23 protein-coding genes and 1 pseudogene are annotated in these 26,320 nt (G+C 71.1%); 18 read left to right on the top strand and 6 right to left on the bottom strand.

Going from position 1 to position 26,320, the window contains the following annotated elements:
• The first annotated feature begins 67 nt into the window (after positions 1-67).
• From AS25_RS09310 to AS25_RS09295, 4 genes are read left to right on the top strand one after another with little or no spacing between them, the layout of a single operon-like run.
• Positions 68-904 carry a lysophospholipid acyltransferase family protein gene (locus AS25_RS09310; RefSeq protein ID WP_035964594.1) on the top strand — a complete coding sequence of 279 codons (837 nt, stop codon included), beginning with the start codon at positions 68-70 and terminating at the stop codon, positions 902-904.
• A complete protein-coding gene (locus AS25_RS09305) occupies positions 901-1,971 on the top strand; it encodes an NAD(P)H-dependent glycerol-3-phosphate dehydrogenase (protein WP_035964593.1) in 1,071 nt (356 codons plus the stop codon). Before AS25_RS09310 ends, AS25_RS09305 begins: the two co-directional genes overlap by 4 nt.
• A complete protein-coding gene (locus AS25_RS09300) occupies positions 1,968-3,119 on the top strand; it encodes a D-alanine--D-alanine ligase family protein (protein WP_035964592.1) in 1,152 nt (383 codons plus the stop codon). The genes AS25_RS09305 and AS25_RS09300 overlap by 4 nt, the downstream gene beginning before the upstream one ends.
• A gap of 59 nt (positions 3,120-3,178) precedes the next feature.
• Positions 3,179-4,261 (top strand): sulfite oxidase, encoded by a 1,083-nt coding sequence (locus AS25_RS09295; protein WP_035964590.1) that lies wholly within the window; start codon positions 3,179-3,181, stop codon positions 4,259-4,261.
• 9 nt (positions 4,262-4,270) lie between these two features.
• On the opposite strand, the gene AS25_RS09290 is transcribed toward AS25_RS09295, so the two are convergent.
• Positions 4,271-4,897 carry a DUF3515 family protein gene (locus tag AS25_RS09290; RefSeq protein WP_084118123.1) on the bottom strand — a complete coding sequence of 209 codons (627 nt, stop codon included), beginning with the start codon at positions 4,895-4,897 and terminating at the stop codon, positions 4,271-4,273.
• A 74-nt stretch (positions 4,898-4,971) separates the two neighbouring features.
• On the opposite strand from AS25_RS09290, the gene thiL reads away from it, so the two are divergent.
• Genes thiL through rsmD form a run of 4 tightly spaced genes read left to right on the top strand, consistent with a single transcriptional unit; the run spans position 4,972 to position 9,890 of the window.
• A complete protein-coding gene (thiL, locus tag AS25_RS09285; protein WP_035964586.1) occupies positions 4,972-6,087 on the top strand; it encodes a thiamine-phosphate kinase in 1,116 nt (371 codons plus the stop codon).
• The gene (locus AS25_RS09280; protein ID WP_035964583.1) at positions 6,077-7,024 is read left to right on the top strand and encodes a DAK2 domain-containing protein; all 948 of its coding nucleotides are present in this window, start codon (positions 6,077-6,079) and stop codon (positions 7,022-7,024) included. The genes thiL and AS25_RS09280 overlap by 11 nt, the downstream gene beginning before the upstream one ends.
• Complete coding sequence (locus AS25_RS09275) at positions 7,021-9,297, top strand: ATP-dependent DNA helicase RecG (RefSeq protein ID WP_253270535.1); 2,277 nt, start codon at positions 7,021-7,023, stop codon at positions 9,295-9,297. The genes AS25_RS09280 and AS25_RS09275 overlap by 4 nt, the downstream gene beginning before the upstream one ends.
• Positions 9,294-9,890, top strand: coding sequence for a 16S rRNA (guanine(966)-N(2))-methyltransferase RsmD (gene rsmD, locus AS25_RS09270; RefSeq protein WP_035964581.1), 597 nt, complete (start codon positions 9,294-9,296; stop codon positions 9,888-9,890). Before AS25_RS09275 ends, rsmD begins: the two co-directional genes overlap by 4 nt.
• 139 nt (positions 9,891-10,029) lie before the next feature.
• On the opposite strand, the gene AS25_RS09265 is transcribed toward rsmD, so the two are convergent.
• Entirely contained in the window at positions 10,030-11,208 is a 1,179-nt protein-coding gene (locus AS25_RS09265) for an aminotransferase class I/II-fold pyridoxal phosphate-dependent enzyme (RefSeq protein WP_035964735.1), read from the bottom strand.
• Between the two features lie 122 nt (positions 11,209-11,330).
• On the opposite strand from AS25_RS09265, the gene coaD reads away from it, so the two are divergent.
• The 9 genes and pseudogenes from coaD (at position 11,331) to AS25_RS09215 (ending at position 16,511) form a co-directional block, all read left to right on the top strand.
• On the top strand, positions 11,331-11,801 hold the full coding sequence (coaD, locus tag AS25_RS09260; protein ID WP_035964578.1) for a pantetheine-phosphate adenylyltransferase: 471 nt from the start codon (positions 11,331-11,333) through the stop codon (positions 11,799-11,801).
• Between the two features lie 505 nt (positions 11,802-12,306).
• Positions 12,307-12,567, top strand: coding sequence for a hypothetical protein (locus tag AS25_RS09250; RefSeq protein ID WP_035964573.1), 261 nt, complete (start codon positions 12,307-12,309; stop codon positions 12,565-12,567).
• 60 nt (positions 12,568-12,627) lie between these two features.
• On the top strand, positions 12,628-13,218 hold the full coding sequence (locus AS25_RS09245; RefSeq protein ID WP_035964571.1) for a YceD family protein: 591 nt from the start codon (positions 12,628-12,630) through the stop codon (positions 13,216-13,218).
• A gap of 2 nt (positions 13,219-13,220) precedes the next feature.
• Complete coding sequence (gene rpmF, locus AS25_RS09240) at positions 13,221-13,424, top strand: 50S ribosomal protein L32 (RefSeq protein WP_012398114.1); 204 nt, start codon at positions 13,221-13,223, stop codon at positions 13,422-13,424.
• A gap of 1 nt (position 13,425) precedes the next feature.
• Positions 13,426-14,130 (top strand): ribonuclease III, encoded by a 705-nt coding sequence (gene rnc / locus AS25_RS09235; protein ID WP_035964567.1) that lies wholly within the window; start codon positions 13,426-13,428, stop codon positions 14,128-14,130.
• Between the two features lie 7 nt (positions 14,131-14,137).
• Complete coding sequence (gene mutM / locus AS25_RS09230) at positions 14,138-15,067, top strand: bifunctional DNA-formamidopyrimidine glycosylase/DNA-(apurinic or apyrimidinic site) lyase (RefSeq protein ID WP_035964565.1); 930 nt, start codon at positions 14,138-14,140, stop codon at positions 15,065-15,067.
• A gap of 129 nt (positions 15,068-15,196) precedes the next feature.
• Positions 15,197-15,853 carry a cation efflux transmembrane domain-containing protein gene (locus tag AS25_RS09225; RefSeq protein WP_084118121.1) on the top strand — a complete coding sequence of 219 codons (657 nt, stop codon included), beginning with the start codon at positions 15,197-15,199 and terminating at the stop codon, positions 15,851-15,853.
• Between the two features lie 135 nt (positions 15,854-15,988).
• On the top strand, positions 15,989-16,261 hold the full coding sequence (locus tag AS25_RS09220) for a type II toxin-antitoxin system Phd/YefM family antitoxin (protein ID WP_035964563.1): 273 nt from the start codon (positions 15,989-15,991) through the stop codon (positions 16,259-16,261).
• Positions 16,258-16,511 (top strand): annotated as a pseudogene (locus AS25_RS09215) (Txe/YoeB family addiction module toxin). The gene AS25_RS09220 and the pseudogene AS25_RS09215 overlap by 4 nt, the downstream one beginning before the upstream one ends.
• Before the next feature lie 85 nt (positions 16,512-16,596).
• Here the strand turns inward: AS25_RS09215 and AS25_RS09210 are convergent.
• The 3 genes from AS25_RS09210 to AS25_RS09200 form a co-directional block, all read right to left on the bottom strand.
• Positions 16,597-17,802 (bottom strand): NAD-dependent epimerase/dehydratase family protein, encoded by a 1,206-nt coding sequence (locus AS25_RS09210; RefSeq protein ID WP_052160877.1) that lies wholly within the window; start codon positions 17,800-17,802, stop codon positions 16,597-16,599.
• A 200-nt stretch (positions 17,803-18,002) separates the two neighbouring features.
• Positions 18,003-20,744, bottom strand: a complete 2,742-nt coding sequence (locus tag AS25_RS09205) for an alpha/beta fold hydrolase (protein WP_084118120.1) — start codon at positions 20,742-20,744, stop codon at positions 18,003-18,005.
• A 46-nt stretch (positions 20,745-20,790) separates the two neighbouring features.
• On the bottom strand, positions 20,791-21,816 hold the full coding sequence (locus AS25_RS09200) for a 3-oxoacyl-ACP synthase III (protein WP_035964560.1): 1,026 nt from the start codon (positions 21,814-21,816) through the stop codon (positions 20,791-20,793).
• A gap of 344 nt (positions 21,817-22,160) precedes the next feature.
• Here AS25_RS09200 and smc point away from each other — a divergent pair, with 344 nt between their 5' ends.
• Entirely contained in the window at positions 22,161-25,811 is a 3,651-nt protein-coding gene (smc, locus tag AS25_RS09195; protein ID WP_035964558.1) for a chromosome segregation protein SMC, read from the top strand.
• Between the two features lie 45 nt (positions 25,812-25,856).
• Here the strand turns inward: smc and AS25_RS09190 are convergent, their stop codons facing one another.
• Positions 25,857-26,318, bottom strand: coding sequence for a hypothetical protein (locus tag AS25_RS09190; protein WP_156960948.1), 462 nt, complete (start codon positions 26,316-26,318; stop codon positions 25,857-25,859).
• Positions 26,319-26,320 lie beyond the last annotated feature (2 nt).

Genomic DNA, 26,320 nt, shown 5'->3' with positions numbered 1-26,320 from the left:
CGCGCGCACCGCACGGCTCACCCGATCGAGGGAACTGCAATCCGTCCAGCAAGGAGTGACAGCCCGGATGAGTAGGACCTCGCAGCGTTCCACGTTCCGCGTCCTCGCGGGGATGGTGATCCCCGTCTACCGACTGTTCGCCAGATCCCACTGGCGCGGCCGGGAGAACTTCCCGGACTCCGGCGGTTTCGTGGTGGTGGCCAACCACCTCACGGAGCTCGATCCGATCACCGTGGCCTACCCGGTGTACGCGTCCGGGATCATGCCGCGGTTCCTGGCCAAGGAGTCGCTGTTCCGGGTCCCGGTGGTGGGCACCATCATCGCGAAGATCGGGCAGGTCCCCGTGTACCGCGGGACCTCGCGCGCCAAGGACTCCCTGGTGGCCGCCCTGGCCGAACTCGACAGCGGCGGCGCCGTGATCGTGTACCCGGAGGGCACCATCACGCTGGACCCGCGGATGTGGCCCATGCGCGGGCGCACGGGAGCCGCTCGCCTGGCCCTCAAGGCCGGGGTCCCGGTGGTGCCCATGGCGCACTGGGGGGACCAGGAGATCCTGTACCGGGACCCCAGCGGTCACCGCACGGTGAGCCTGTGGCCCCGCAAACGCGTGGACGTGCTCGTGGGAGAGCCGATGCGCCCGGAGGACCTGGTCCCCGGTGGCCTCGAGCGCCCCGGTCACCCGTCCTCCGACGAGCTCACGAAGGCCACCGAATCCATCATGGGTGCGATCACCGATCTGCTGGGTGAGTTGCGGCAAGACGAAGCGCCGCGCGAGCTCTTCGACCCGCGCGCGGGCGCCGCTCGTTCCGACGACGCCGCTCACTCCCACGACGCCGCTCGTGACGCCGACGGCGCCGCACCCGAGGATGGACTCGGCGCCGCGGGCGGGAGGGTGACCCCGTGACGCCGGATCCGAACGGTCCCCGCAAGGTCACCGTGCTGGGAGCGGGCTCGTGGGGCACCACGTTCGCCAAGGTCCTCGCGGACGCCGCCGCGGATGCCGGGGCCCAGCGCACCGTGTGTCTGTGGGGCCGCGATCCCGAGTCGATGCAGCGGATCGCCCGCGAGCACCGCAACGACCGCTACGTCCCGGAGATCGAGCTACCGGAAATCCTCGAGTATTCGAGCGACCTGCGCTCGGCGCTCGCGGGAGCGGACCTCGTGGTCGCCGCGATCCCCGCCCAATCGCTGCGCGCGCAACTGGGCGCGGCGGCGTCGTACGTGGAACCGGAGGCCGTGATCCTGTCCCTGGCCAAGGGACTCGAATCCGGGACCGGGCTGCGGATGACCCAGGTGATCGCTCAGGTGCTCGCCGAACACACGCAGCGCACCGCGGAGGAGTGGGCCCGGCGCACGTGCGTGCTCTCGGGGCCCAACCTGGCCATGGAGATCGCGCGGGAGGAACCCACGGCGTCCGTGGTCGCGGCCACCGATCACGACACCGCCGCGTGGGTTGCGCGCTGCTGTGCCGCACCCTATTTCCGGCCCTACACGAACACGGACGTGATCGGCACCGAGATCGGCGGTCTCGTGAAGAACGTGATCGCCCTGTGCGTGGGGATCTGCGACGGCCGCGGCTACGGGGACAACTCCAAAGCTTCGGTCATGACGCGCGGCCTGGCCGAGACCACACGACTGGCCCTGGCGCTGGGCGGCGACCTGACCACCTTGTCGGGGTTGTCCGGGATGGGCGACCTCGTGGCCACGTGCTCGTCCTCCCTGTCCCGCAACCACACGGCCGGTAGGCTCCTGGGGGCCGGACTGAGCCTCGAGCAGGTGCAGGACGCCATGACCCAGACCGCGGAGGGGATCAAGTCCGCCCCCGCGGTCTTCGCCCTCGCGCGCCACCACGGCGTGGACATGCCCATCACGGAGGCCGTGGTGAGCGTGCTGCGCAACGACGTCCCGGTCCACGAACTGGCGCCCAGGCTGTTGGGCCGCGATCTGAAATCCGAAGGGAACAGCGCATGAGCACCACCCACGAGAACCCCGAGTCCACCGCCGCGGGCAGTAAGCCGTGTGTCGCGGTCGTGTTCGGCGGGCGCTCGTCGGAACATTCCGTCTCCCTCATCACGGCGCGCTCGGTACTGCGGGCCATCGACCGTGACACGTGGGACGTGGTGAGTGTGGGGATCTCCACGGACGGCGCATGGTTCCTGTACTCCCAGGAGGAACTCGAGGCGCTGCTGGACGAGCAGCCCATGGCGCAGCTGCCCGTGGGGCGGCGACGAGTGAGCCTGCCCCTGCAGACGGGGGACAGCCGGCTGCTCATCCACGATTCGGACGAGCACGGTGCCGCCCTGACCCGCGGCCGCCACGTGGACATCGTCTTCCCGTTGCTGCACGGCCCGTTCGGTGAGGACGGGACCCTGCAGGGGCTGCTCGAGCTCGCGGACCTGCCGTACGTGGGGTGCGGCGTGGCGGCCTCGGCGATCGGGATGGACAAGCACTTCATGAAGCTCGCGTTCCAGGCCGCCGGACTCGAGGTGGGTCCGTACACCGTGGTCCACGACCGCACGTGGCGCACCGACCCGCAGGGCGTGCACCGCGCCGTCGCCGAGCTGGGCTTCCCGGTCTTCGTCAAGCCCGCGCGCGCCGGGTCGTCCTTCGGGATCACCCGGGTGGACGACCCCTCCGGACTGGACGCGGCCATCGAGACCGCGCGCGAACACGACCGCAAGCTCGTGATCGAGGCGGGCATCGACGGCCGTGAGATCGAGTGCGCCGTCCTGGGTGGCCACGGCACCGACGATGCCCGCGCGTCCCTGCCCGGGGAGATCGAGGTGCAGGGTCACGCGTTCTACGACTTCGAGGCCAAGTACCTTGAAGACGACGGCGCTGCGCTCTCGTGCCCCGCGAAGCTCCCGGAGGACGTGATCGACACGCTGCGCCGCGAGGCGGTGCGCGCGTTCCACGCCGTGGACGGTGAGGGGCTCGCACGCTGCGACTTCTTCGTGACGCCCGATCACCGCGTGATCATCAACGAGATCAACACCATGCCCGGATTCACCCCCATCTCCATGTACCCGCGCATGTGGGACGCGAGCGGGCTGCAGTACAGTGCACTGATCGACGAGTTGATCACCCTGGCGCTCGAACGGCCCGTGGGGCTGCGCTGAATCCGCCCACGCACGCCGCGTGAGGGTCGCGTGAACGCCGGGGTCGGAAGGGGCACCCCGTGTGGCACAAACGCGATGACATGATCGTCCACGAGACCGACCCGTACAACGCGGAACCACCCCGGTCGGGACTCCACGATCCGATCACGACCCCCGATTCCTTCTACGTGCGCAATCACGGCCCGGTGCCCGAGAACGACCCCGGGGACTGGGCGGTCACGGTCGACGGGCTCGTCGACGAGTCCGCGAGCTTCACGCCGGAACGGTTGCGGGAGGAGTTCACGCACCACACGCTCACGGCCACGATGCAGTGCGCGGGCAATCGCCGTGCCGGTTTCCTGCCCGTGCGTGATATCCCGGGGGAGGACCCGTGGGGACCCGGGGCCACCTCCACCGCGCTGTGGACCGGGGCTCGATTGTGCGACGTCCTGCGGTCGGTCGGTGTCGCGGACGGCGCCCGGCACGTGGAGTTCACGGCCTCGGACGTCTCCGACCTCGCGGATCCCCCGCAGGCCTACGGCGGGTCGATCCCGCTCGCCAAGGCGTTGTCGTCCGAGGTGCTGCTCGCGTGGGCGATGAACGGCGAACCCCTGCCCTTGGTGCACGGGGCGCCCGTGCGCGTCGTCGTCCCCGGGTACGTGGGGGCGCGCAGCGTCAAGTGGTTGCGCGGGATCACGGTGCGCGCGGACCCGTCTGAGAACTACTTCCAGGCCACGGCCTATCGCGTCCTGCCGCCCGAGGCGGACCCGGATCACGCCGGGCCGGGGGACGGCATCAGTCTGGGATCCGTCGCGTTGAACTGCGACATCCTGAGCCCGGAGGAGCACGAACACGTTCCGGGCGGTCCGGTGCGCGTCACCGGGTACGCGTACGCGGGGGACGACCGCACGGTGGCGCGCGTGGACGTCTCCGGGGACGACGGGCGCACGTGGCACCAGGCCGAGCTGGATGCGGCGGCCTCCCCGTGGGCGTGGCAGCACTGGGAGGCATTCGTCCCGGTGACCGGGGCCGGGTCCCACGTCCTGATGGCCCGTGCGTGGGACAGCACCGGCGCGTGCCAGCCGGAGTCACCGCGAGCGCTGTGGAACCCCAAGGGTTACGTGAACAACTCGTGGGCCCGGGTGGAGGTCGCGGTCGAGTGAGGCCGCCTTTTAGGGGCGGCCCTGCTGCTCCAGGGTGTCCTTGACGGACAGGCATTGCCGGGTCTGCTCGATGTTCTGCATGGCGGATCCCGTGTCCACGAGCGCGGTCGAGGACGGCACGCGGCTGCTGTCGAAGAGCACCTCCACGGCGGGGGAACGGCCGTAGGTCACCGCGCGCCACTGGTCCTTCTGATCCGGCACCTCGGAGATGAGCCAGTCCACGCCGTTGACGTTCGTGCACGGGTCCGTGGTGGGTCCCGGTTCCTCCGCGCCGCAGCGCACGATCATGGCCGAGGGGTCCCCGTACGCCGTGGTGCCCTGGCTCGAGGTCTCCCGCTGATCCAGCCCGCTCACCGACTCGGGCATCGCGAGCATCACGGACGCGCAGTCGGGGTTGGCGTTGTCCGGGGCGCCGTCCACGGTCACGGTCGAGCCGCACCCGGTGAGCACGAGCGCACCCACCACAGCCGCGCCGGCCACGCGGCGGCGGGACGACGACGTCGCTCGCGCCCTCCCGCGCCCCGCGGCGGCGTCGTGCCCCGCGCCCCGTACGACGCCGCGCCGCCGCGGCCGAGCCCCGGGGGCCTGCGCGGCGGACGTGGGCGTGGACGGGTGCTGCGAGGCCGGGGGAATCATGGCACCCAGGATAGGTGCTGCACCCGGGAGTTCGGTGACTGTGCCCGTCGGAGCGGCTCGCTAGTGTGAGGGACATGACGCACGAGTCCGCCGCCCCGCCCGGGACCACCGTGTCCCAGCTCAGCGAGACCGAGCTGCTGGACGCGTTCCTCCCGGGCGCCACCACGGACGGACCGCACGTCCTGGTGGGACCCGGGGACGACTGCGCCGTGATCGCGGCCCCCGGCGAGCGGGTCGTGGTCACCACGGACACGCTGACCGTGGACCAGGACTTCGCGAGTGTGTGGCCGTGCGGTTACCGCACCACCGGTGCGGACGTGGGGCACAAGTGCGCCGCGCAGAACCTCGCGGACATCGCCGCCATGGGGGCCGTACCCACGGCCATGGTCGTGTCCCTCACCATGCCGGGGAACACGGAGGTCGCATGGGTTTCCGAGTTCGCGGCGGGACTCTCGCGGGCCTTCGGTGAACTGGGCGCGGCGGAGTGCGCACTCGTGGGCGGGGACCTGGGGCGGGGGCGGGAACTGTCCGTCACGGCCACGGTCCTGGGCAGGCTGGAGGGTGAGCCCGTACTGCGCAGTGGGGCGGGACGGGGTGGGACCCTCGTGCACGTGGGCGTTCTCGGCCGCGCCGCGGCCGGACTGGACGCCCTGCAGACCCCCGTGCCGGGGCGCTGGGACGGCGTCCCCGAGCCCGAGCGCACCGCGCTGCACCGCGCCCAACTGCGACCGGCCCCGCCCGTGTCCGTGGGGGCGGAACTCGCTCGGGCGGGGGCGATCGCCATGCTCGACGTCTCGGACGGTCTGTTGCGCGATGCCCGCCGGATCGCACGGGCGAGCGGCGTGAGCATCGACCTGGACCCCCAGGCCCTCGAATCCGCGGTGCACACGCTCGCCCACGCGGGCGAAGCCGCCGGGGTGGACCCGTGGCAGTGGGTGCTCACGGGGGGTGAGGACCACGGTCTGCTCGCCGTGCTCCCTGTGGATTCCCCGCTGCCGTCCGGGGTCCGTGCGATAGGCTCGTGTGCGCCCTTGCCCCGCGGGGACGGCCCCCGGGGCGGTGGCTCGTCAGCAGGGAACGGAGCGCGGCAGCGGCGCCACGAGCGCGGCACCGTGACCATTGCGGGCCGGAGCCCACGGCAGTGGTTCGGTCGCGACGTCGTCGAAGGATGGGATCACTTTGAGCCATAAAGCCGGCTCGTCCACCACCGAAGTACGCAACTGGCTCGACGCCGCACACCGTCGGCTGCGCGAGCACTCGGACGTCCTGGACGATCTCAACGTCTTCCCCGTCGCGGACGCGGACACCGGCGCGAACCTCAGCGCCACGGTGGGATCCGCGGCGGAGGCCGCGCACCTGATCGAGGGCAGGGACGTGGGCGAACTGCTCGTCTACGCGGGCCAGGCCGCCCTCGAGCAGGCCCGCGGGAACTCCGGCGTACTGGCCGCGGTGGCGTTGACAGCCATGGGCCAGGCCGTGGAGGGCTGCGTGCGGCTGACCGCCGCGCAGCTCAAAGCGGCGCTCATGGCAGCCCAGGTCCGGTGCTGGTCCGCACTCACCGAGCCCGTTCCGGGGACCATGATCTCCGTCCTGCAGGCCGCCGGGGAGGTACCCGTCCCGGACACCGCCGCGGAAGGATCCAATCAGCAACTCGTGGAGTGGCTGGACCTCATGGTGCAGGCCGCCACGCAGGCCGTGATCGACACCGTGGACCAGATCCCGGTGCTCAGCGAACGCGGCACGGTGGATTCCGGCGCGCTCGGCATGCTCGTCATCCTCGCGGCGCTGCGCACCGAACTCAGCGGGGAGGACTCGGCCGCGGACCCCGTGCAGGACATCGTCCGGGACCACGCGCTGCCGCTCACGAGTGGTGAGCAGGAGCCCTCGGACGGGTACGAGGTCATGGGCACCATGGACCTCTCCGCCCTGGACGCCGCCGAACTGCGCCACGAGCTCGACGACGCCGGGGACAGTGTGATCGTCAGCGCGGTCAGTGAGAACGAGGACGGGTACACGTGGCGCGTCCACGTGCACGTCGCGGACCCGGACACCGCGCTGGACCTCATGCGCCGGCGCGGCACCGCGCGCAACGTGACGGTGACGTCCCTCGCGGCGGAGCCACGGTGACCAGCCACCGGCCGGACGGGGATGCTCCCGCCGCGCCGCGCGGGTTGTCCGCGTTCGCGGATCTGCTGGACCAGCCCCTGACCCGTTACGTCCCGGGGAAGTCCCCGCGTTCCACGGTGTCCCTGCTGGCCAAGGACCTCGGGATCACCACGGTGGGCCAACTGCTGGACCACGCGCCGCGGCGTTACATCCGCCGGGGGAAGATTCAGGCGCTCACGGACCTGGTGGCGGGGGAGCGGACCTCGTTCGTCGCGCGCGTGGAGAGCACGAGCACCCGGCGGATGCGCAGCGACCCGCGGCGCAGCCTCACGGACGTCACTGTCTCGGACGACACCGGTGCCTACCTCAAGATCACGTTCTTCAACGCGTACTCCGCCCAGAAGGACCTCCCCGTGGGGGCACTCGCCCTCTTCACGGGAAAACCGGAGTTCTACCGGGGGAACCTGTCCATGGCGGGCGCGGACTACGCCCTCGTGGACACCCCCGAGTCCGTGTCCCGTGCCACCTCGGACACCGGGGAGCTCATGCCCATCCCCGTCTACCCGGAGTCCGGCAAGCTCACCACGCCGCGGATCGGGAAGGTGGTCCAGCAACTGCTGCTCACCGCGGACCTGGACGCGATCCAGGACCCGCTGCCGCCCGACGTCGTCGCCGAGCAGGGACTCCCGGAACCGGGACAGGCTTACCGGGATCTGCACGTGCCGGAGACCGTGGCGGCCTACGAACGGGCGCGCAAACGGTTCCGGTTCCAGGAGGCGTTCGTCCTGCAGGCCGAGCTCGTGCGCCGTCGCGCGGAGCACGCCGCGCATCCCGTGGCCCCGCGTCCCGCGCGGGAGGACGGCTTGCTGGCCCGCTTCGACGCCTCCCTGCCCTTCGCGCTGACCCCTGGCCAGCTCGCGGTCGGGGAGGAGATCTCCCGGGAGATCGCGGGCACCGCACCCATGAACCGGTTGCTGCAGGGCGACGTGGGCTCCGGTAAGACCGTGGTCGCGCTGCGGGCCATGCTCCAGGTCGTGGACCACGGCGGTCAGGCGGCCATGCTCGCACCCACCGAGGTACTCGCCGCGCAGCACCACGAGAAGATCACAGCCGCGCTTGGTCCCCTCGCCATGGCCGGACAGCTGGGCGGGGACCCGGAGGCCACGCGGGTCACCCTGCTCACGGGCAGCATGTCCGCACCCGCCCGCCGCAAGGCCCTCCTGGACATCGTCAGTGGTGCGGCGGGCATCGTGGTGGGCACGCACGCGCTGATCCAGGACGCGGTGCAGTTCGCGGACCTCGGCCTGGTCGTCGTGGACGAGCAGCACCGCTTCGGCGTGGAGCAACGCGACGCCCTACGGGACAAGGCCGGCCAGGCCCCGCACACGCTCGTCATGACGGCCACGCCCATCCCGCGCACCGTGGCCATGACGGTCTTCGGCGACCTGGACGTGAGCACGCTGCGGGAGCTGCCCGGAGGGCGCCAACCCATCGACACGTTCGTCGTGGGCCTCGCCGAGCACGGCCCGGCCTGGGAGCGCCGGGTCTGGGCGCTCGCCGCGGAGCACGTCGCGAACGGGCGGCAGGTGTACGTCGTGGCGCCCAAGATCGGCGACGACGCCGCGGTGCCGGCCTTCACCTCGTTGTGCGAGTCTGTCGAGATGCAGCAGGAGGACCCCGAGCCCGCGACCGTCACGTGGCTCACCGAGCTCGTGGCCGCACGGCCCGAACTACGGGGCACCCGCGTGGCCGTGCTGCACGGGCGCCAGGACGCGCAACTCAAGGCGCGCACCATGGCGGACTTCGCGGCGGGGAACATCGACGTCCTGGTTTCCACCACGGTGATCGAGGTCGGGGTGGACGTCCCCAACGCCACGCTCATGATCATCGCGGACCCGGAACGGTTCGGGATCTCCCAACTACACCAGCTGCGCGGGCGGATCGGGCGTGGTGAGCACGCGGGCACGTGCTTGCTCGTGACCCGCACACCACCCGACCATCCCGGGCGCGCGCGTCTCGACGCCGTGGCCGCGACCACGGACGGCTTCGAGCTCGCGGAAGTCGACCTGAGCCTGCGCAAGGAGGGGGACATCCTGGGCGCGTCCCAGTCCGGGGGCCGTTCCGGCCTACGGTGGATCAGTGCACTGCGGGACGAGGCCCTCGTCGCACGCGCCAGGGCCGCCGCGGAGACCCTGGTCCACGACGACCCGCAGCTCACCGAGCACTCCGCCCTGCGCGCGGCGATCACGCGGGTCCTGGACGAGGACCGACAAGCATTCCTGGAGCGAGGATGACACGGATCATTGCCGGACGAGCCGGCGGCCAACGCCTGAAGTCGGTGCCCGGCTCGGCCACACGACCCACGACCGACCGGGTCAAGGAATCACTGTTCGCCCGGCTCGACGCCTGGGGCATGTGCGAGGGCGCACGCGTCCTCGACCTCTTCGCGGGCTCGGGGGCCCTGGGCCTCGAGGCGGCGAGCCGCGGGGCTGCGACCGTCACGCTCGTGGAGCGGGCGGCCGTGGCGGCGGCGGTGTGCCGGGAGAACGCGACGCTCGTGGCGGCGTCGTGCCCGGACACCAAGATCACCACCGTGCAGTCCGCCGTGGCCGGGTACCTGGGCCGCGCCGCGCACCACCGCTGGGACCTCGTGCTTGCCGACCCGCCCTACCCCCTGGACAACGCCGAGCTCGCCCGGACGCTCTCGCGGCTCGTGGGTCGGCTGGGGCCGGGCGGGGTGATCGCGGTCGAGCGCTCCACGCGCACCGAGGAGCCCGCGTGGCCCCGCGGACTGCGGCGTTTCGAGGACGGCGAGCACGGCGAGACCCGCTTGTGGTTCCTCGAAGCGGACGACGACGCCGCGGCCGGTACCTCGGACGCGGACTGAGTCCGACTGGGCCTCAGGCAGGCACATGATCCGCCCTGGCCCTCGCCCCATCGACTCGGTCGGTAGAAGTGACTCAGGCACCCAGCCAGCGAGAGCTGTACGGCCGAGCGCGCCGTCGTCGGCGCCCGGTAACCGCCTGTCAGACCGCGGCGGCGAGGCCCGCCATGGCCCCGCGCAGCACGTCCGTGCGCTTGCAGAACGCCAGCCGAAGCCAGTCCGCGTACAGCCCTCGGTTCTCGGGACCCGCGAACGCCGAGACCGGGATGCCCACCAGACCCGCGTTCTCGGCCCAGTGCCGGCCGAGGTCCGTGGCATTGTCCACCCCGGCGAGCGCGTAGTGATCGCTCACGTCCGCGACCGCGAAGAACGTGCCCTCGGGAACCGGCGGGGTCAGCCCGGCCTCCCGCAGCCCGGCCACGAGCACGTCCCGGCGCTCGCGGTAGTCCTCGAGCAGGTCGTCGTAGAACGCGGGCGGGAAACTCAGTGCGTGGGCCACGGCGTGCTGCAACGGAGCGGCCGCGCTGTGCGAGAGGTAGCTCTTCACCGCGATGACCCCGCGCATCAGCTCGGGCGGGCCGCTCACCCAGCCCACGCGCCAGCCCGTGGCGGAGAACGTCTTCCCGGCGGAGGACACGCTCAGGGTGCGCTCCGCCGCCCCGGGCAGCGAGGCGATCGGCTCGTGGGGTCCGGCGAACCGGAGGTGTTCGTACACCTCGTCGGTCACGATCACGGCGTCGAACTCCGTGGCGAGCTCCACGAGCAGTTCCTTGAACTCGCGGGAGGCCACCGTGCCCGTGGGGTTGTGCGGGTCGTTGAGGATCACGGCGCGGGTGCGCGGGGAGAACGCGGCGCGCACGTCGTCCGGGTCGGGCGTGAAGGTCGGAGGGAGCAGGGGGACGGGCACGGGTGTGGCCCCGGCGAATTCCACGACCGCACCGTAAAGGTCGTAGCGCGGCTCGAACACGACCACTTCGTCCCCGGGCTGCAGCACGGACAACAGTGCGGCGGTCATGCCCTCGGTCGCGCCCGCGCTCACGGCGATCTGCGAATCGGGGTCGAGCTCCAGTCCGTAGTGGCTGCGCTGGTGCTCGGCCACCGCCTGGCGCAGCGCGGGGATCCCGATGATGGGCGCGTACTGGTGGTGCCCGGCGTGCAGGGCGGCCACCGCGGCGTCGACCATGGGCTGCGGCGGCGCGAAGTCCGGGAACCCCTGACCGAGGTTCACCGAGCCGGTGCGCGTGGCGAGCGCCGTCATCTCCTCGAAGACCGTGGAACGGAGGGCCCCGCAGGGATCCAGCAGCCCGCCGCCGGCGGCCATGCGCTGCCACGGCTGGGCGCGGGGCAGCTCCCGGGCGGGATCGGCGCGGGGTGTGGGCGAGTGGTCGTGAGCGTCTGCGGTCATGGGCCCAGTCTAGGAACCCCTGCCGCTAGGGTGGTGCCATGCGACGCGCCATCTGCCCGGGGTCCTTCGACCCGCTGCACCTGGGACACTGCGCGGTGATCCACCGCGCCGCCCGCCTGTTCGACGAGGTGATCGTGGCCGTGTCCACGAACCCCAACAAGACCCACCGGTTCAGCGAGGACACCCGGATAGAACTGGTGCGCGAGGTGTTCGCGGACGAACCGGCCGTGGTCGTGGAACCGCTCGCATCGGGGCTGATCGCGGACTACGCGGAGCGCCGGGAGGCGGTGGCCCTGGTCAAGGGGCTGCGCAACGGCGCGGACTACGACTACGAACTGCCCATGGCCACCATGAACCGTTCCCTCACGGGCGTGGAGACGGTGTTCCTGCCGGGGGAGCCGTCCCTGTTGCACGTGTCCTCGTCCCTCGTGATGGAGGTCGCGGCACTCGGGGGCGACGTCGCGTCGTTCGTTCCCGACCCCGTCCTGCGGGCCATCGAACGGCGCTGAGGGGCCCGGCGGAATTACCAGGTCGGGGATGGCAAGATGTTCCCCGGCGTGACGGGCGCCCCGGCTGGGTGACCCGATGCGTCCTCTGTCGTCTGCCCTCCCAGAATCCGAAGCCCCGCGCCCATGTTCCCCACGGCCTCGCGCATCCTCATCGCCATCATCGTGGGGTCGCTCGTGTCCGGGCGCCTCACCCGGTGGCACATCTCCGCCCCCATCGCCCTGATCGTGTTGGGCATGGCCGCGGGGTGGGAGAGCTCGACCCCGCTGATCGAGTCCCTGACCAGCACCTCGGTGGAACGCACCGTGGAAGTGATCCTGTCCGTGCTGCTGTTCATGGACGCCCTGGAGATCCGCGACGCCCCGCGTCGCAGCCGCACCCCGGTGCTGCGCGTGCTGTTCCTGGCCCTGCCCCTCAGTCTCATCGCGGTGTTCTTCGCCGCCATGTACCTGCTGCCGGACGTCCGGTTGTCCCTGTGCCTCGTGCTGGCCTGCATCCTGGTCCCGAGTGACCTGGCCCGAACGCGCCACGATCGCGTGGCTGGATCCGCGCGGGATCGCCTCCGTGGTGCTGGCGCTCCTCGCCCTGCAGGCCGGGATCGATACGCAGATCGGGATCATCCTGGAGAGTGTGGTCATGGTCGTGTTCTGCTCCGTGATGCTGCATGGTCTCACCGCGCCGCTGATCGGGCGGGCCGTCGCCCGGCGAGAGCCCGCGGGTGCCACGGCCGTGCGTCCGGAGGACATCCGGACGGGGCCCGTGGGATGAACCGACGAGGGTCGGCATGCTAAGGTGGTCTGTCGGCCAGTGTCGTTAGCCAGGAGTTTCGTGAATCACCGCAACAGTTCAGCCCTCACGTTCAACGTCAGGGATCTCGAACACCGCCCGGGGACCATGGAAACCCTGGATGTCGAGGCACCCGCACCGAAGGACTTCGGTACGGCGCTCATCGGCTCGCCGGAGGGCGCGCCCATGGATCTGCAGCTGCGCCTGGAATCCGTCCACGACGGTATTCTGGTGTCCGGAACCGTGATCGTGAGCGTTCACGGGGAATGCAGTAGATGCCTCGACCCCATCGACTACGAACTACCGGTCGACGTGCAAGAACTTTTCGTCTTCGATCCGTCCCCACAGGGTGACGAGAACGTCGAGGACGAGCAAGTGTACGAAGTGCGGGACGAGGAGATCGACCTCGAACCGATGCTTCGGGACGCAGTGATCACACAACTGTCGTTCCAACCGGTGTGCCGGGCTGATTGCCCGGGCCTGTGCGCCCAGTGCGGCGCACGGCTCGAGAACGACCCGGACCACCACCACGACGTCCTGGATCCCCGCTGGTCCGCCCTGCAGGGGCTGATGACCGAATCGGGGGAACCGGAGGCGTCGGAGCCGACAACCGACACGAGAGAAGAGAGATAGCCGTGGCTGTTCCCAAGCGGAAAATGTCCCGCGCGAATACCCGGATGCGCCGCTCCCAGTGGAAGGCGCAAGCCCCCAAACTGGTGAAGACCGTGGAGAACGGCAAGGTCAGCTACAGCCTGCCGCACCAGGCCAAGCTGGTCTCCGATTCCGCCGGCACCCCCTTGTTCTACGAGTACAAGGGTCGCAAGGTCGCTGACGCGTAAGGTGACCACTTTGCCGGATCCCGGCGAACTGCTTGAGCGTCTCGGTGTCGAACTCGACACCGAGACGCTTCGCATTGCGCTCACGCATCGTTCGTACGCGTACGAGCACCCCGGGGAAGTCCACAACGAACGCCTCGAGTTTCTGGGGGACGCGGTCCTGCAGCTCGCGGTCACGGACGAGATCTTCCACCGCTATCCCGAGTGGGACGAGGGCAGCCTCGCGAAACTGCGCGCATCCGTGGTCTCCGCCCGCGCGCTCGCCGGGGTCGCCAAAACTCTCGGGCTCGGCCCCCACATCCGCCTGGGCAAGGGTGAAATCCGCACGCACGGGGCCGAGAAGGCCTCCATCCTCGCGGACACCACCGAGGCCCTGATCGGCGCGGTCTACGAGGCGTGCGGGCCGTTGCCCGCGCGCGATCTGGTGCTGCGCCTGATCGTCCCGCTGCTCGAGGACACCCGCGTGCTGCACGAGGGCCGCGACTGGAAGACCCGCGTGGTGGAACTCGCCTCCCAGTACGAGCTGGGGACCGTGCGCTACGAGGTCGAGGGCACCGGCCCGGACCACGCGCGCCGCTTCGCCGCGAACGCCGTCGTACACGGTGATGTCCTGGGACACGGCGAGGGGACGTCCAAGAAGGCCGCCGAACGCGCGGCCGCCGCGGCCGCGTGCGAGGCAATCGTCGAACGTTTCGCCACCGAGAACTGAGCGCGCTGTGCCTGAGTTGCCCGAAGTGGAAGTGGTGCGCCGCGGCGTCGCACGCTGGGTCGTAGAGCGCACCGTGGAGAGCGTGGAGGTCGTGGACCCCCGGTCCTTGCGGCGTCACACCGACGGCCCGGAGGGCTTCCGCCGCGAACTGACCGGGCTGACAGTTGTCAACGCGTGCCGGCGCGGCAAGTTCCTGTGGTTGCCCGTGCGCGCTGCGGATGGGTCAGAACCTTCCCGCGCACTGCTCGTGCACCTGGGGATGAGCGGGCAACTGCTCGTGTCCTCCCCGGAACAACCCAGGTCGCGCCACGAGCGCATCCGGCTGGAGCTGTCCCCGGCGCTCGATGCGTCCGGGCAGCCGTTGCCAGAGCAACTGCGGTTCGTGGACCAGCGGATCTTCGGTGGGATGCTGCTGGATCGTCTGGTGCCCGCGTCGGACGGCCACGGCACGGTCCCGGAACACGCCGTGCACATTGCGCGCGATCCGCTGGACCCGCTCTTCGACGTGGCGGCTTTCCACGCGGCGCTGCGTCGTCGTCGGACCGGGCTCAAGCGCGCGCTGCTGGACCAGGGGCTGATTTCCGGGATCGGCAACATCTACGCGGACGAAGCGCTGTGGGCGGCGCGCCTGCACTGGGCCGCGCCCACCGAGACCATGACCGCGCCGCGCACATACACACTCGTGGCGGCGTGCCAGGAGGTCATGCGTCGCGCGCTGGACGCGGGCGGCACGAGCTTCGACTCGCTGTATGTCAACGTCAACGGCGAGTCCGGGTACTTCTCCCGGTCACTCAACGCCTACGGCCGTGCGGGCCAGCCGTGCCCTCGCTGTGAGGCCGGCGGGGACGACGGCGTCATCGTGCGTGAGCGCTTCGCCAACCGTTCCTCGTATCGCTGCTCGCGGTGCCAGCGGCGGCCGAGACGTTTCCGGCCCTGACGAGAGACCCCGCAGGCGGCACGCCCGTCGGGGGTCGAGACCGACATTGATGTCCCCACGCAGCCCATGCCATCCGGATCACCCGCTGGCCCCGGGGCGACCCGAGAGCCAATGACGAGAATTGTGCCCATGAACGCTCCCAGTGCACCGAACGAGAACCCGGGGAAGGCGCCCGGCGCCTTCGATGCACCCCGGGTCCGTCGAGCTGTGCTCACGGTCGCCCTCCTGAACTTCGGGTACTTCTTCGTCGAGTTCTTCGTCGCGCTCGGTTCAGGGTCGGTGTCGCTGCTGGCCGACAGTGTCGACTTCCTCGAGGACACCTCGATCAACCTGTTGATCTTTGCGGCGCTTGGCTGGGCCCTGGCCAAGCGCGCCGTCATGGGCAAGGTCATGGCCGTCGTGATCCTCGCTCCGGCCGCGTTCGCGGCATGGGAAGCAGCTCAGCTGTTCGCCGAGCCTGTGGCACCGGACGTGCTGCCCGTCGTCCTCGCCTCGCTCGGCGCCATTGTCATCAACGGGACGAGTGCTCTCGTCATCGCCCGCGTCCGCAACCACGGCGGCTCCCTCGGCCGTGCCGCGTTCCTCTCGGCCCGCAACGACGTGTTGGTGAACGTGGCGATCATCGTCATGGCCCTGATCACCGCATGGACGGGCTCGGGAGGGCCGGACCTGGTCCTCGGATGTCTGATCATCCTGCTGGCGTTGCACGCCGCCTACGAGGTGTGGGAGGTCAGTGAGGAGGAGCGCCTGGCCGCCAAGGCCCTCGCCGGCGAAGAGATCGATTGATCCGGGCATCGGTCCCGGCCCTGTCCGGACGTCGTACCCGGCCACTCACGCCAGGATGCACCGGAGGCAGATGACTCAAAGCTCGGTGGGAGTGGCGCCGTCATTCTGTACCAATTGCCGACGGGAGGTCATCCCATGTCGTTGAGCGCCAGTGAATTTCGAAAGACCCTGTTCCCCCTGATCGAGCGCGTCAACGAGGACCGCGAGGCCGTGGAGATCGTGTACCGCCAAAGCAATGCGGTACTCATGGCGGCGGACGAGTACGCGGCGTGGCAGGGAACCACATACCTCTTCCGGTCTCCGACCAATGCTCGCAGGCTCCTCGACGCCTACGAGCGGGCCACCGCGGGAACCACCGAGGTCCACGAACTGGACCGTCAAGATGAACAGACCCCGGGGCCCGCGTGAGGTCGGTCTGGGACGCGTCCGCCTAGAGGACTACACCCACTGGTAGACCGTGGACCGGAAGATCGTCACGCGGATCAACAGCCTCATTGATGCGTGCGTCCGCGAGCCCTTTCCCGGGATCAGCAAACCGGAGCAGTTGACATACGGTGCCCCAGGCGCGTGGTCGAGGAGAATCACTGCTGAACACCGGCTGGTCTACATGGTCGTGGGTGACGATCTCGTCATCCTGCAAGCGCGCTACCACTACTGAGCAACCGCACACGGATGCCGGGTAGCGGGGCCTGCACCCTGGTTCGCATCGTGCCCGCGGCTCCACGCCACGGGCACGACAGCGCCTACTGTGCGCGCACGATCTGCAGGTCGTTGCTCGTCCCGCTCTCTTCTTCGGGGGCGATCGAGGCGTCCTCGGCGCGGATGCGCTGGTCGTCGGCGACCTCCACCACGCGTGACACCGCGACCGATCCCGTGTTGCGCTGCGGGCGCGGCTTGTCGGAGTAGTACGCGGTGAGCCGCGCGAAGCCCTCGTCCAGGCTCACGGACGGCGTCCAGTCCAGTAGTTCGCGGGTCTCGCGCTGGTCGAACCAGTGGGCCGTGGACAGCTGCTCGGCCAGGAACTCGGTCATGGGCGGCTCGCCGTCCCCGCCGCGGAACTTCGCGGGCAGGTACGGCCAGACCTTCTCGATGACGCGGCCGGCGAAGCGTGCCACGCCACCGGGGATCGAGCGCGTGGGCGCGGGGGCGCCCGCGGCGCGGCACATCCGCGCGATGAGTTCGCCCACCGGGCGGGGCTCACCGTTGGTGATCACCAGCGCGCGTCCGCGCACGGTGTCGATGCGCTCGAGCGCCCGCACGATGCCCTCGGACGCGTTGTCGATGTAGGTGGTGTCGATCATGGCCGCACCGTTGTCCAGGTACGGCATCCGCCCGGCCGCCGCGCGATCCGCGACGCGCTCCACGAGCTGGGTGTCCCCGGGGCCCCACACGATGTGCGGACGTACCGCGGCCACCTTGAGGTCGCGCTGGCCGTCCATGCTCAGGCCGAGCAGTTCAGCGGCGGCCTTGGACCGCGCGTAGTTCCCGCGCGCCGTCTGGGGGTTTGCGGGTTCCGCGCCCGCGCCCTCGATCGACACGCCCGCGTGGGCCACGGACGGCGAGGACACGAAGACCACGTTCTGCACCCCGGCGTTCTGGGCCTGGCACAGCAGCACACGCGTCCCGGTCACGTTGACCCGCACGAAGTCCTCCCAGTCCCCGGTGAAGGAGACCTTGGCCGCGAGGTGGATGACGTCGTCCACGCCGTCGAGCGCGCGCGCCACGTCGTCGGGATCGGTCACCGAACCGAGCACCTCGTCGACGCCTTCGCGCTCGGCCACGGATGCGTGACCCCGCTGGAAGACGCGCACGCGCCAGCCGCGCGAGAGCAGGACGCGGGCGACGTCCCCTCCGAGCATCCCTGACGCGCCGGTCACCAGCACGGTGCGGCCGTCCCCGGTCAGCTCACCCTGGGTCGCGGTGGCGCCGCCACGCTCGGGATCCGCGATCTGCGCGACGCCGGGAGCGGTGTCCTGCCGGTCTCCATTCGATGCGTTTGCATCGGAATTGCTTGCGTTCCCGTCGTTCCGGGGAGCCGACGACGCCGCCCCGGCCGCGGTGGCCCCAGGAGCCGGCGCAGCGGCGTCGTGATCGTCGGCGCGGTGGCGGCCGGCGCCGGAGCGGTCGGGAGCGGGGGTCTGGTCGTGGCTCACAGGGCACTCATCTTTCCGGTGGCCAGGGCCTGCTCGGCCCAGTCACTCAATTCGGCGCGGTCGATCTTGGAGTTGTGGCGGATGTCCGTGGGCTGCTCGGGGATCACGAGCACGGCGCTCACAGCCAGCCCGGTCGCGAAATCGATCGTAGCGCGCACGCGCTCGGCCAGATCCGCGGGGGCCACGTGGGGCTTGGCGGCCGGGGGCACCGTTTCGATCACGGCCACGGCGGACTGGGAACCGCGGGGGCCCACACCCACGACGGCCACGCGGCCCACACCGGGAACCGTCTGGGCGGCGTGCTCCGCCGCGACGGAAGACACCGGCCTGTCGGACATCGTGATCACGTGGGCCAGGCGGCCCTCGTACCACAGCCGCTCACGGGCGTCGAAGTGCCCCACGTCCCCGGTGCGGTGCCAGCCGGGGGTCAGGTCGGAGGCGCGCTCCGTGATCCACAACCGGTCGTAGTGGTCCTTGGCGTGCGGGGCGCGCGCCACGATCTCGCCGGTGACACCAGGGGTGGTCACGATGTCGGGGGAGACGGAGCCGTCCGCGCGCAGCGGCAATACGCCGAGCTGCGCTCCCTCGACCGGGGTGCCCACACACACGCCGCGGCCCGCACCCTCTACACCGCTCTGGGCGTCCTCCCGTGCCGCGCGGATCACGTCCAAGCTGACGTCGGTCAGGGGCAGCGCCTCGGTCATCCCGTAGGGGGTGTGCAGCTCGGCCGCGGGCATCAGCTCCTGCAACCGGGCGAGCAGCTCCTCGGGGATCGGCGCTCCGGCGGAGAGCATGAGGTCCACCCGGGCCAGCGCATCACGCTCGGCGGGGGACAGCTCGTCCGCGGTGGCCAGGACGTTGGCGATGGCCGCCGGGGACGCGAACACCGCGGTGGCACCGATAGCCATTGTGGCCTCGGCGAGCGCCTGTGCGGTGAGTGTCTTGGGGCTCGTGACGTCCATGTCCGGCGTGACGGAGGCGGCACCAAGGGCGGGGCCGAGCAGCGCGAACGGCGCGAACCCGGCCACGAGCCCGGTCCCGGCACGCAGGCCGTAGGTGTCCCGGATGGTGTCGCGCATCCCGGCCATCTGGCGGTGGGTGTAGACCACGCCCTTGGCGGGTCCGGTGGAGCCGGACGTGAACAGCACGGCGGCCTCGGCGTCCGGGTTCACGGCGGGGATGTCCTCCGCGCGCACGGTGGTCACCGAGTCCATGAGCTCGGCCACGGTGTGTTCCACACCCAGCAGCTTCTTGGACATGGGATCCAGTCGATCCGCGGAGATCCGGCGTCCGGGCCAGCCCAGGGCGCGCGCACCCACGAGGGCCTTACGGATGCCGATGAACCAGTCAGGGGACGACCCGCGCAGCGCCCGGGTCAGTCCCTTGCGGCCCAGCCCCTGGTCCGCAACCACGATCACCGCGCCCATGCGCAGACACGCGTAGATCAAGGTGGTGAGCATGGAGCCCGGGGGGACCATGAGGTTCACGCGGTCCCCGGGACGCACGCCCGTGCGCAGCAGGGCCGCCGCGAGCTGGTCCACGGACGTGCTCAGCTGCGCCCAGGTTACCGTGCGTTCCACGTTGAGCGCCGGAGCGGAACCGTCCACGGTTCCCATGACGGGTCCCATGTCCACGACGGCGGGGGAGGCGTCGCGGCGTCGTGCGTCGAGTTCGGCGAAGAACGGCACGAAGTCCCCGCGACCGCGCGCGCGGCGCTCACGGTGGGCCTGCACCACGGGCTCGTCCTGACCGAAACGCTCACCGAGCCACGTGAGGATCGCTGGGGCGATGTCCCGGGCCTCGGGCAGCAGGTGCTTGGCGCCTTCGAAGCGGTGGACGTCGGCGTGGGGTGCCCGCCGCATGAGGTCCTCGAGGTAACGCTGCTGGAACACGGGATCGTTGGTGCCCCACAGCAGCAGCGTGGGGACCTCGCGCGCGCTCATCCGCCCGGCGATGCGCTCGTACGCCGCGTTGGAGGGGTGGCCCGGTTCGGCGGGGATGTCGGCGACGAAGTGCGCGATGCCCTCGCGGCGCTCGCGGGAGGTGTACGGAGCCTTGTAGGCCTTCTTGAGGTCCTTGGCCGGGGCGGGATCACACAGGGCCAGGGTGGTGTCCAGGAACGCGGTGGTCCCGGAGGTGAGGGGTTCGTGCACGGCGCGGTTGAGCGCGAGCCGCAGGGCCGAGGGGATGGGCTCGGCGTTGTCGTGGTGAACGGCGGTGTTGGTCATGATGGTCGCCGCGTGGAGCTGTGGGTGTTCCTGCGCCCAGCCCTGGGAGATGAGCCCGCCCCAGTCGTGGGCCAAGGTGACCACCGGCAGTCCGGCGTCGTCGATGCCGAGCGCGTGCGTGAGGTCCCCGAGGTCCCGGACGCGGTCCTCGAGCCGGCGGAACAATCCCGTGCGCTCGGAGAAGCCCATGTCCAGCTGGTCCACGGCCACCACGCGCCACGGCTGCTCGGCCGTCTGGCCGGCGCGCACCACGTCTCGCCACAGGTAGGACCACGTGGGGTTGCCGTGCACCGCCAGGATGATCCCGCGGGGGCTGCGGCCCGCCCGGGAGAGCTGCGCACCATTGTCCAGCACGTGCCAGCGGCGCTTCCTGCCGGGCACGGGTTCCACGGCCGCCGTGGTCGGGACGCTCACCGTGGTGGACCACGCGGGGTCCAGGCCCGGCAGCGGGGTGTCGGTGAAGGGCAGACGCACCGTGGTGGTGCGTTCCGGGGAGGGTGTGGAGAGCACGTTGCTCCTCCGTTCTGTGAGGCGGTGACCGGGGGCTACGGGCGGGCTACCAGGCGATCTCCATGAGGGTCGTGTTCAGGCCCGAGCCCACGCCCAGGCACAGCACGCGCTGGCCGGGTTCGAGCCGCTCGGCCTCGAGCGCGAGTGTCATGGGCAGGGCCGCGGCGGCCACGTTGCCCCAGTACGGGAAGGTGAGGGGGACACGGTCCGCGTCCAGGCCCATGTCCTGGATGAGCTTGTTGGTGTGCGAGTTGGAGACCTGGTGGGTCACGTAGGAGTCCATGTCCCGCCACTGCCAGCCGTCCTTCTCGGCCTCGAGCCACGCCTCGACCACGAGGCCCACCCCGTGGTTGAGCAGCCCGGTGGCGTCCGTGAACATGCCGTCGTCCCCGCCGATGCACAGGTGGTTGAACTCCGTGCCCGCGCGCGTGACGGATCCCACGATGCGGTGCCCGTTCGGGTGGCGGTCCGCGGGGCCCACCACGGCCGCGGCGGCACCGCACCCCAGCGTGAGCGTGGCGAACTCCTGCACCACCTGTTCGCGGGTGATGTCGTCCCCGCGCAACCGTTCCACCGCTGCGTGGTGCCACGGGGAGGGGTCCTCACCGGCGACCACCAGGGCGTACTCGATCGCCCCGGCGTCGATCATGGACGCCGCCACGGTGAGGGCATTGACGAAGCCGAGGCACGCGTTGGTCATGTCGAAGTTCAGCGCGGAGCTCGGCAGGCCCAACCGGTCGTGGATGCCCACGGCCACGGCGGGTTCGAAGTTGTCGCGGGTCACGGACGCGTTGATGAACAACCCGATCTGCTCCGGGGCCACCCCCGATTGCCGCAGGGCCTCCTGGCCGGCCTCCGTGGCGCCGTCCGTGAAGTGGCGTCCCGGTGCCCAACCGCCGCGTTCCTTGATCCCGGCCAATCGCTCGAGCAGCCCCTTGGGCATGCGCAGCCGCCGGAAGGTCTCTGCCAACTCCTCATCGAACCGAGTAGACGGAATTACCACGTCCGCCTCCGTCTTGGTCACGGATAGGACTGCGGCATTTCGGTTTCTGATGGTGGAGTTACCGGTCAATGTGGCGCTTTCGATCAGACGCCACCCGTACCGTCAAGGAATCGATCGTGAGAGGAGAGCCTCGGCGCTCGGGTGAACTAGCGGGTTGGACCGGCTCAGTCTAACGGTCCCGACTGACAGCTCCCTTCGGATGTACGTTGCGTTTCTCTGCGGGCGCAGGCCGTTCCGGCCCCGGTGAGCCGCGGGTGTGAGCCCCCGCACGCGCCCCACACCGCCGCGGGGCCCGCCCCGGGTAGACTCGGGGGCTGCCCCCGCGCTCGCGATCGCCCAGGTCGGCGCGCCCGTCACCCGCCGGTGCGGGCGCCGAGGGGCGGCGTAAGCGACAACGACATTGGAGACCCCGCGTGCATCTGAAGACCCTCACCGTGCGTGGTTTCAAGTCCTTTGCGTCCGCCACCACGTTCCACATGGAGCCCGGGGTCACCGCGGTCGTGGGGCCGAACGGGTCGGGTAAGTCCAACGTGGTGGACGCCCTCGCGTGGGTCATGGGGGAGCAGGGTGCCAAGTCCCTGCGCGGCGGGAAGATGGAGGACGTCATCTTCGCGGGCACCTCCGGTCGCTCCGCCCTGGGCCGCGCACACGTGTCCCTGACCATCGACAACGCCGACGGCGCCCTGCCGATCGAATACTCCGAGGTCACCATCTCGCGCACGCTGTTCCGCTCCGGGGGCTCCGAATACGCGATCAACGGCCGTTCGTGCCGGTTGCTGGACATCCAGGAGCTGCTCTCCGACTCCGGGCTGGGTCGGGAGATGCACGTGATCGTGGGGCAGGGGCAGCTGGACCGGATCCTGCAGGCCACCCCCGAGGACCGCCGTGGGTTCATCGAGGAGGCCTCAGGGATCCTCAAGCACCGCCGCCGCAAGGAGAAGACCCTGCGCAAGCTCGAATCGGTGCAGGCGAACCTGGACCGGCTCGAGGACCTCACCGGTGAGATCCAGCGTCAGCTCACGCCCCTGGGTCGGCAGGCGCGCACGGCTCGTAAGGCGCAGCGGATCCAGTACGACGTCCGTGATGCGCGCGCCCGTCTGCTCGCGGACGATCTCGTGGCGGCGCGCGCCGGGATGGACACGGACCAGGACGCGAGCCGCGCGGCGCGCGAACGCAAGGCCGAGCTCGAGACCGCGGCCGCGGATCTCGCCCAGCGGCTGCACGAGACCGAGACCCGTGCCGCGCGCACCACCCCGGAACTGAACGCGGCCCGCACGAGCTGGTACGAACTGAGCACGGTGCGCGACCGCTACCGGGCGCTGGCGGCCCTGGCCGAGGAGCGCCGTCGGCTGCTGGGCAGTACCGAGGAACCCGCCGCCACGAACCGGGACGCGCAGACCCTCGAGGAACAGGCCGCCCGGACACTCGCCGAGGCTGAACAGCTGGCCGAACGGGTCGTGGGGGCGCGCGAGGACCTCGACCGTGCGCATGCGGCGCGTGAGGCCGCCGAATCGACCGCGCGGGACGCGGAAAAGGAATCGGCCGCGCTCGTGCGCCGTGCCGCGGACCGACGCGCGGGGCAGGCCCGGCTCGCCGCGGCGGTCACCGCCGCGCGGTCGGCGCTCACGGCCGCTGAGGCGGACGTGGAACGCGTGCGCGGGGAGATCTCCGACGTCGTGACCCGCGCCGAGAACGCCCGCCTGGACATGGCATCGCTGCGCGAGACGGCCGAGGCCACCGCGGCCGAGGCCCAGCGCCGCGCGGAGCAGGCCCGCGAGGCCCAAGAGGCCGCCGACGCCGCCCGCTCCCGTTCCCGGGACGCGGACACCCACCGTCAGGAGACTACGAGCGCGCTGCACGCGCACACCGTGCGCCTCGAGACCCTGCGTGAATCCGTGCGCCAACCGGACGGCTCCTCCTCCGTGGCGGACGTGGTGCCCGTGGTGGGCGAGGTGCCGCGGGCCGTGCGCGTGAGCGCGGGCTGGGAACGCGCCGTGGCCGCCGCGCTCGGCCCGTGGTCCGACGCGCTTGCCGTGGCCTCCCACACCTCCGCGGCACAGATCTTCTCCCGGCTGCGGGATGCCGGATCGGGTCGGGTGCACCTCGTGATCGCGCGCGAGGACGGCGCGAGCACCGAGTGCGTCCGGCCCACCCTGCCCGAGGGCTGCGTGCTCGCCACGGACGTGATCTCCGCCGCGACGGACGGGTCCGACGCCGCGGGACACGCCGCCGTCGTGGCCGCGGTGCGGGCCGAACTCGCCACCACGGTGCTGGCGCCGGACGCGTCCTCCGCGCTCGCCGTGCTCGACGCCGCCGCGGCGGACGACCGGGCCGGCACCGCGTTGCGCGTGGTCACCCGCGACGGTGACGTGTACGGCGCCCATCGGGTGCAAGGCGGGGCCACGGAGGCGGCCGGCAACCTCGAGATCCTCGCGCTGATCGACCGCGAGGACGCTCGGACCCGGCCGCTACAGGAGGCGGCGGACTCCGCCGCCGCTCGGGCCCGGGAGGCCGAGGAGCAGCGCGCGGCCGCGGAACGGGAGGCCCGCGAGGCCGGCCGGGCGGCGCAGCGGGCCCAGCAGGAGGCCGCGGCGGCCGGGGCGGCGTCGAGCAGGGCGGAGGCTACGGCGGCGTCGGCGGATTCCGAACTGGAACGGCGCCGCAGTGTCCTGGAGACCGCGCAGCAGCGCCTCGCCCAGCGGGACGAGGAGCTGCGGGAGGCCGTGGAAGGCGCCGAGAACGTCGAGACCGGGGACGAGGAGGATCTCGACCGGGAACAGCTCGCGGCCGCGGCCGCGAAGGATCGCGCCGAGGCGGAGGCCCGGTCCGCGCGCGAGGCCGAGACCGAGGCGCGGCTCGCGCTGCGCGGACTCGAGGAACAGCACCGCCACGCGGAGTCCCGCGCTCAGGCCCAGGCGCGGGCGGCGCGCACGGAACGCGCCGCGCAGGCCGAGGCCGCGCGGCGGGCTGAACGCCGCCGCGTGCAAGCGGTCGTGGCGCGGGCCGTGGGGGAGGCCGCGCGCTATCTCCGGGAACGCGCCGACGACGCCGCGGCGCGGGCGGCTGCTCAGCGGGACGCGATCGAGACCAGCCGAGCCGGGCTCGACGAGGCCGCGCAGCGGCTGCGTTCCGAACGTGACGAGCTGACCCGGCGGATCGGGGAACTCACCGAACAGCTCCACCTCGCGGAACTGGACCTCGCGCAGCGCCGCGCCCGGCTCGAGGGGCTCGAGACCACGGCCCTCGAGGAGTTGGGGATGACCCCCGACTTCCTCGTGGACCACTACGGCCCCCACTTGCCCGTCCCGGACGCGGACGCAGCGATCGAGGCGGCCCAGCGCACCGAGGAGGACGGCGCGCCCGTCCAGCTCGCACTGCCCCGGATGACCGATGCCGGGACCCCGTTCCAACGCGAGGAGCAGGAGACCCGGTTGCAGCGCGCGCAGAAGCAGCTCAAGGCGCTCGGCAAGGTCAACCCGCTCGCGCTCGAGGAGTTCGCCGCGCTCGAGGAACGCCACAAGTTCCTGGTCACCCAACTCGAGGACGTCAAGAATTCCCGCACGGATCTGCGCAACATCATCCGGCAGGTGGACCAGCACGTGGAGGAGGTCTTCGCCCAGGCCTACCGGGACACCGCGGAACAGTTCGTCTCGGTGTTCGCGACCCTGTTCCCGGGAGGGGAGGGGCGGCTGCGCCTGACCGACCCGGACGACATGCTCAACTCGGGGGTCGAGGTCGAGGCCCGACCCGCCGGGAAGAAGATCAAGCGGCTCTCCCTGCTCTCCGGCGGCGAGCGCTCGCTGACGGCGCTCGCCTTGCTCGTGGCCATCTTCAAGGCCCGGCCGTCCCCGTTCTACGTCATGGACGAGGTTGAGGCCGCGCTGGACGACCGGAACCTGGGTCGGTTGCTCACCATCTTCGAGCAGCTCAAGGAGAGCTCGCAGCTGATCATCGTGACCCACCAGAAACGCACCATGGAGATCGCGGACGCGCTCTACGGGGTCTCGATGCGCGGCGACGGCGTAAGCCTCGTCGTGGGCCAGCAGCTCTCGCAGTTGCGCTGAGGTCTTCCGCCGACGACGCCGCTCGCTAGCCGAGGGTGAGACGACTCAGCTTGTCGCCGCGCGGGCGCGGCGCAACAGCGCGGCCCGGCGGTTGCGCACCTCGTCCTCGATGACTTGCTGGGGGTGGGCCGGAGTGCCACCCGACGTCGTCCCGGACCTCGCCACGGATCCGGGAGTCTCCGTTCCGGGCCTCTGTCTGGAAGGTGGCTGCCAGGGGCAGGGCCCGCTAACCTTCGTCGGAGGCGGATACGGGCTGTGCCACGTCTCGGCCACGGTGATCCTGGGACGGTCCGGTTCCGAACTCGACGCTCTGGGGACCCAGTAGAACCGCCAGTACACTGCGAACCCGCCCAGGAGGAACACCATGGCGAGCACGAGCACCGGCGTGGTGATGATCCCGCGGTCCCGTAGCTCCCTGAGGATCGCGTTCGCCATGAGCCCTGTCATGAACACGACCATGAAGAGCGTCGTCGAAGAGCGGGGGCGACGTCGCTCGGTTGCGGCCACCG

The organism is Kocuria marina (assembly GCF_000786655.1).
In the GTDB taxonomy this organism is placed as follows: Bacteria; Actinomycetota; Actinomycetes; order Actinomycetales; family Micrococcaceae; genus Kocuria; species Kocuria marina_A.
This window is presented reverse-complemented; position numbering and strand designations above follow the sequence as displayed.

Bases quoted from the DNA above. Each gene is read 5' to 3' on its own strand.
- AS25_RS09310 (WP_035964594.1), top strand. From the start codon at position 68: ATGAGTAGGACCTCGCAGCGTTCCACGTTCCGCGTCCTCGCGGGGATG.
- AS25_RS09300 (WP_035964592.1), top strand. From the start codon at position 1,968: ATGAGCACCACCCACGAGAACCCCGAGTCCACCGCCGCGGGCAGTAAG.
- AS25_RS09290 (WP_084118123.1), bottom strand. From the start codon at position 4,897: ATGATTCCCCCGGCCTCGCAGCACCCGTCCACGCCCACGTCCGCCGCG.
- thiL (WP_035964586.1), top strand. From the start codon at position 4,972: ATGACGCACGAGTCCGCCGCCCCGCCCGGGACCACCGTGTCCCAGCTC.
- rsmD (WP_035964581.1), top strand. From the start codon at position 9,294: ATGACACGGATCATTGCCGGACGAGCCGGCGGCCAACGCCTGAAGTCG.
- AS25_RS09265 (WP_035964735.1), bottom strand. From the start codon at position 11,208: ATGGCCGCCGGCGGCGGGCTGCTGGATCCCTGCGGGGCCCTCCGTTCC.
- coaD (WP_035964578.1), top strand. From the start codon at position 11,331: ATGCGACGCGCCATCTGCCCGGGGTCCTTCGACCCGCTGCACCTGGGA.
- AS25_RS09225 (WP_084118121.1), top strand. From the start codon at position 15,197: ATGAACGCTCCCAGTGCACCGAACGAGAACCCGGGGAAGGCGCCCGGC.
- AS25_RS09220 (WP_035964563.1), top strand. From the start codon at position 15,989: ATGTCGTTGAGCGCCAGTGAATTTCGAAAGACCCTGTTCCCCCTGATC.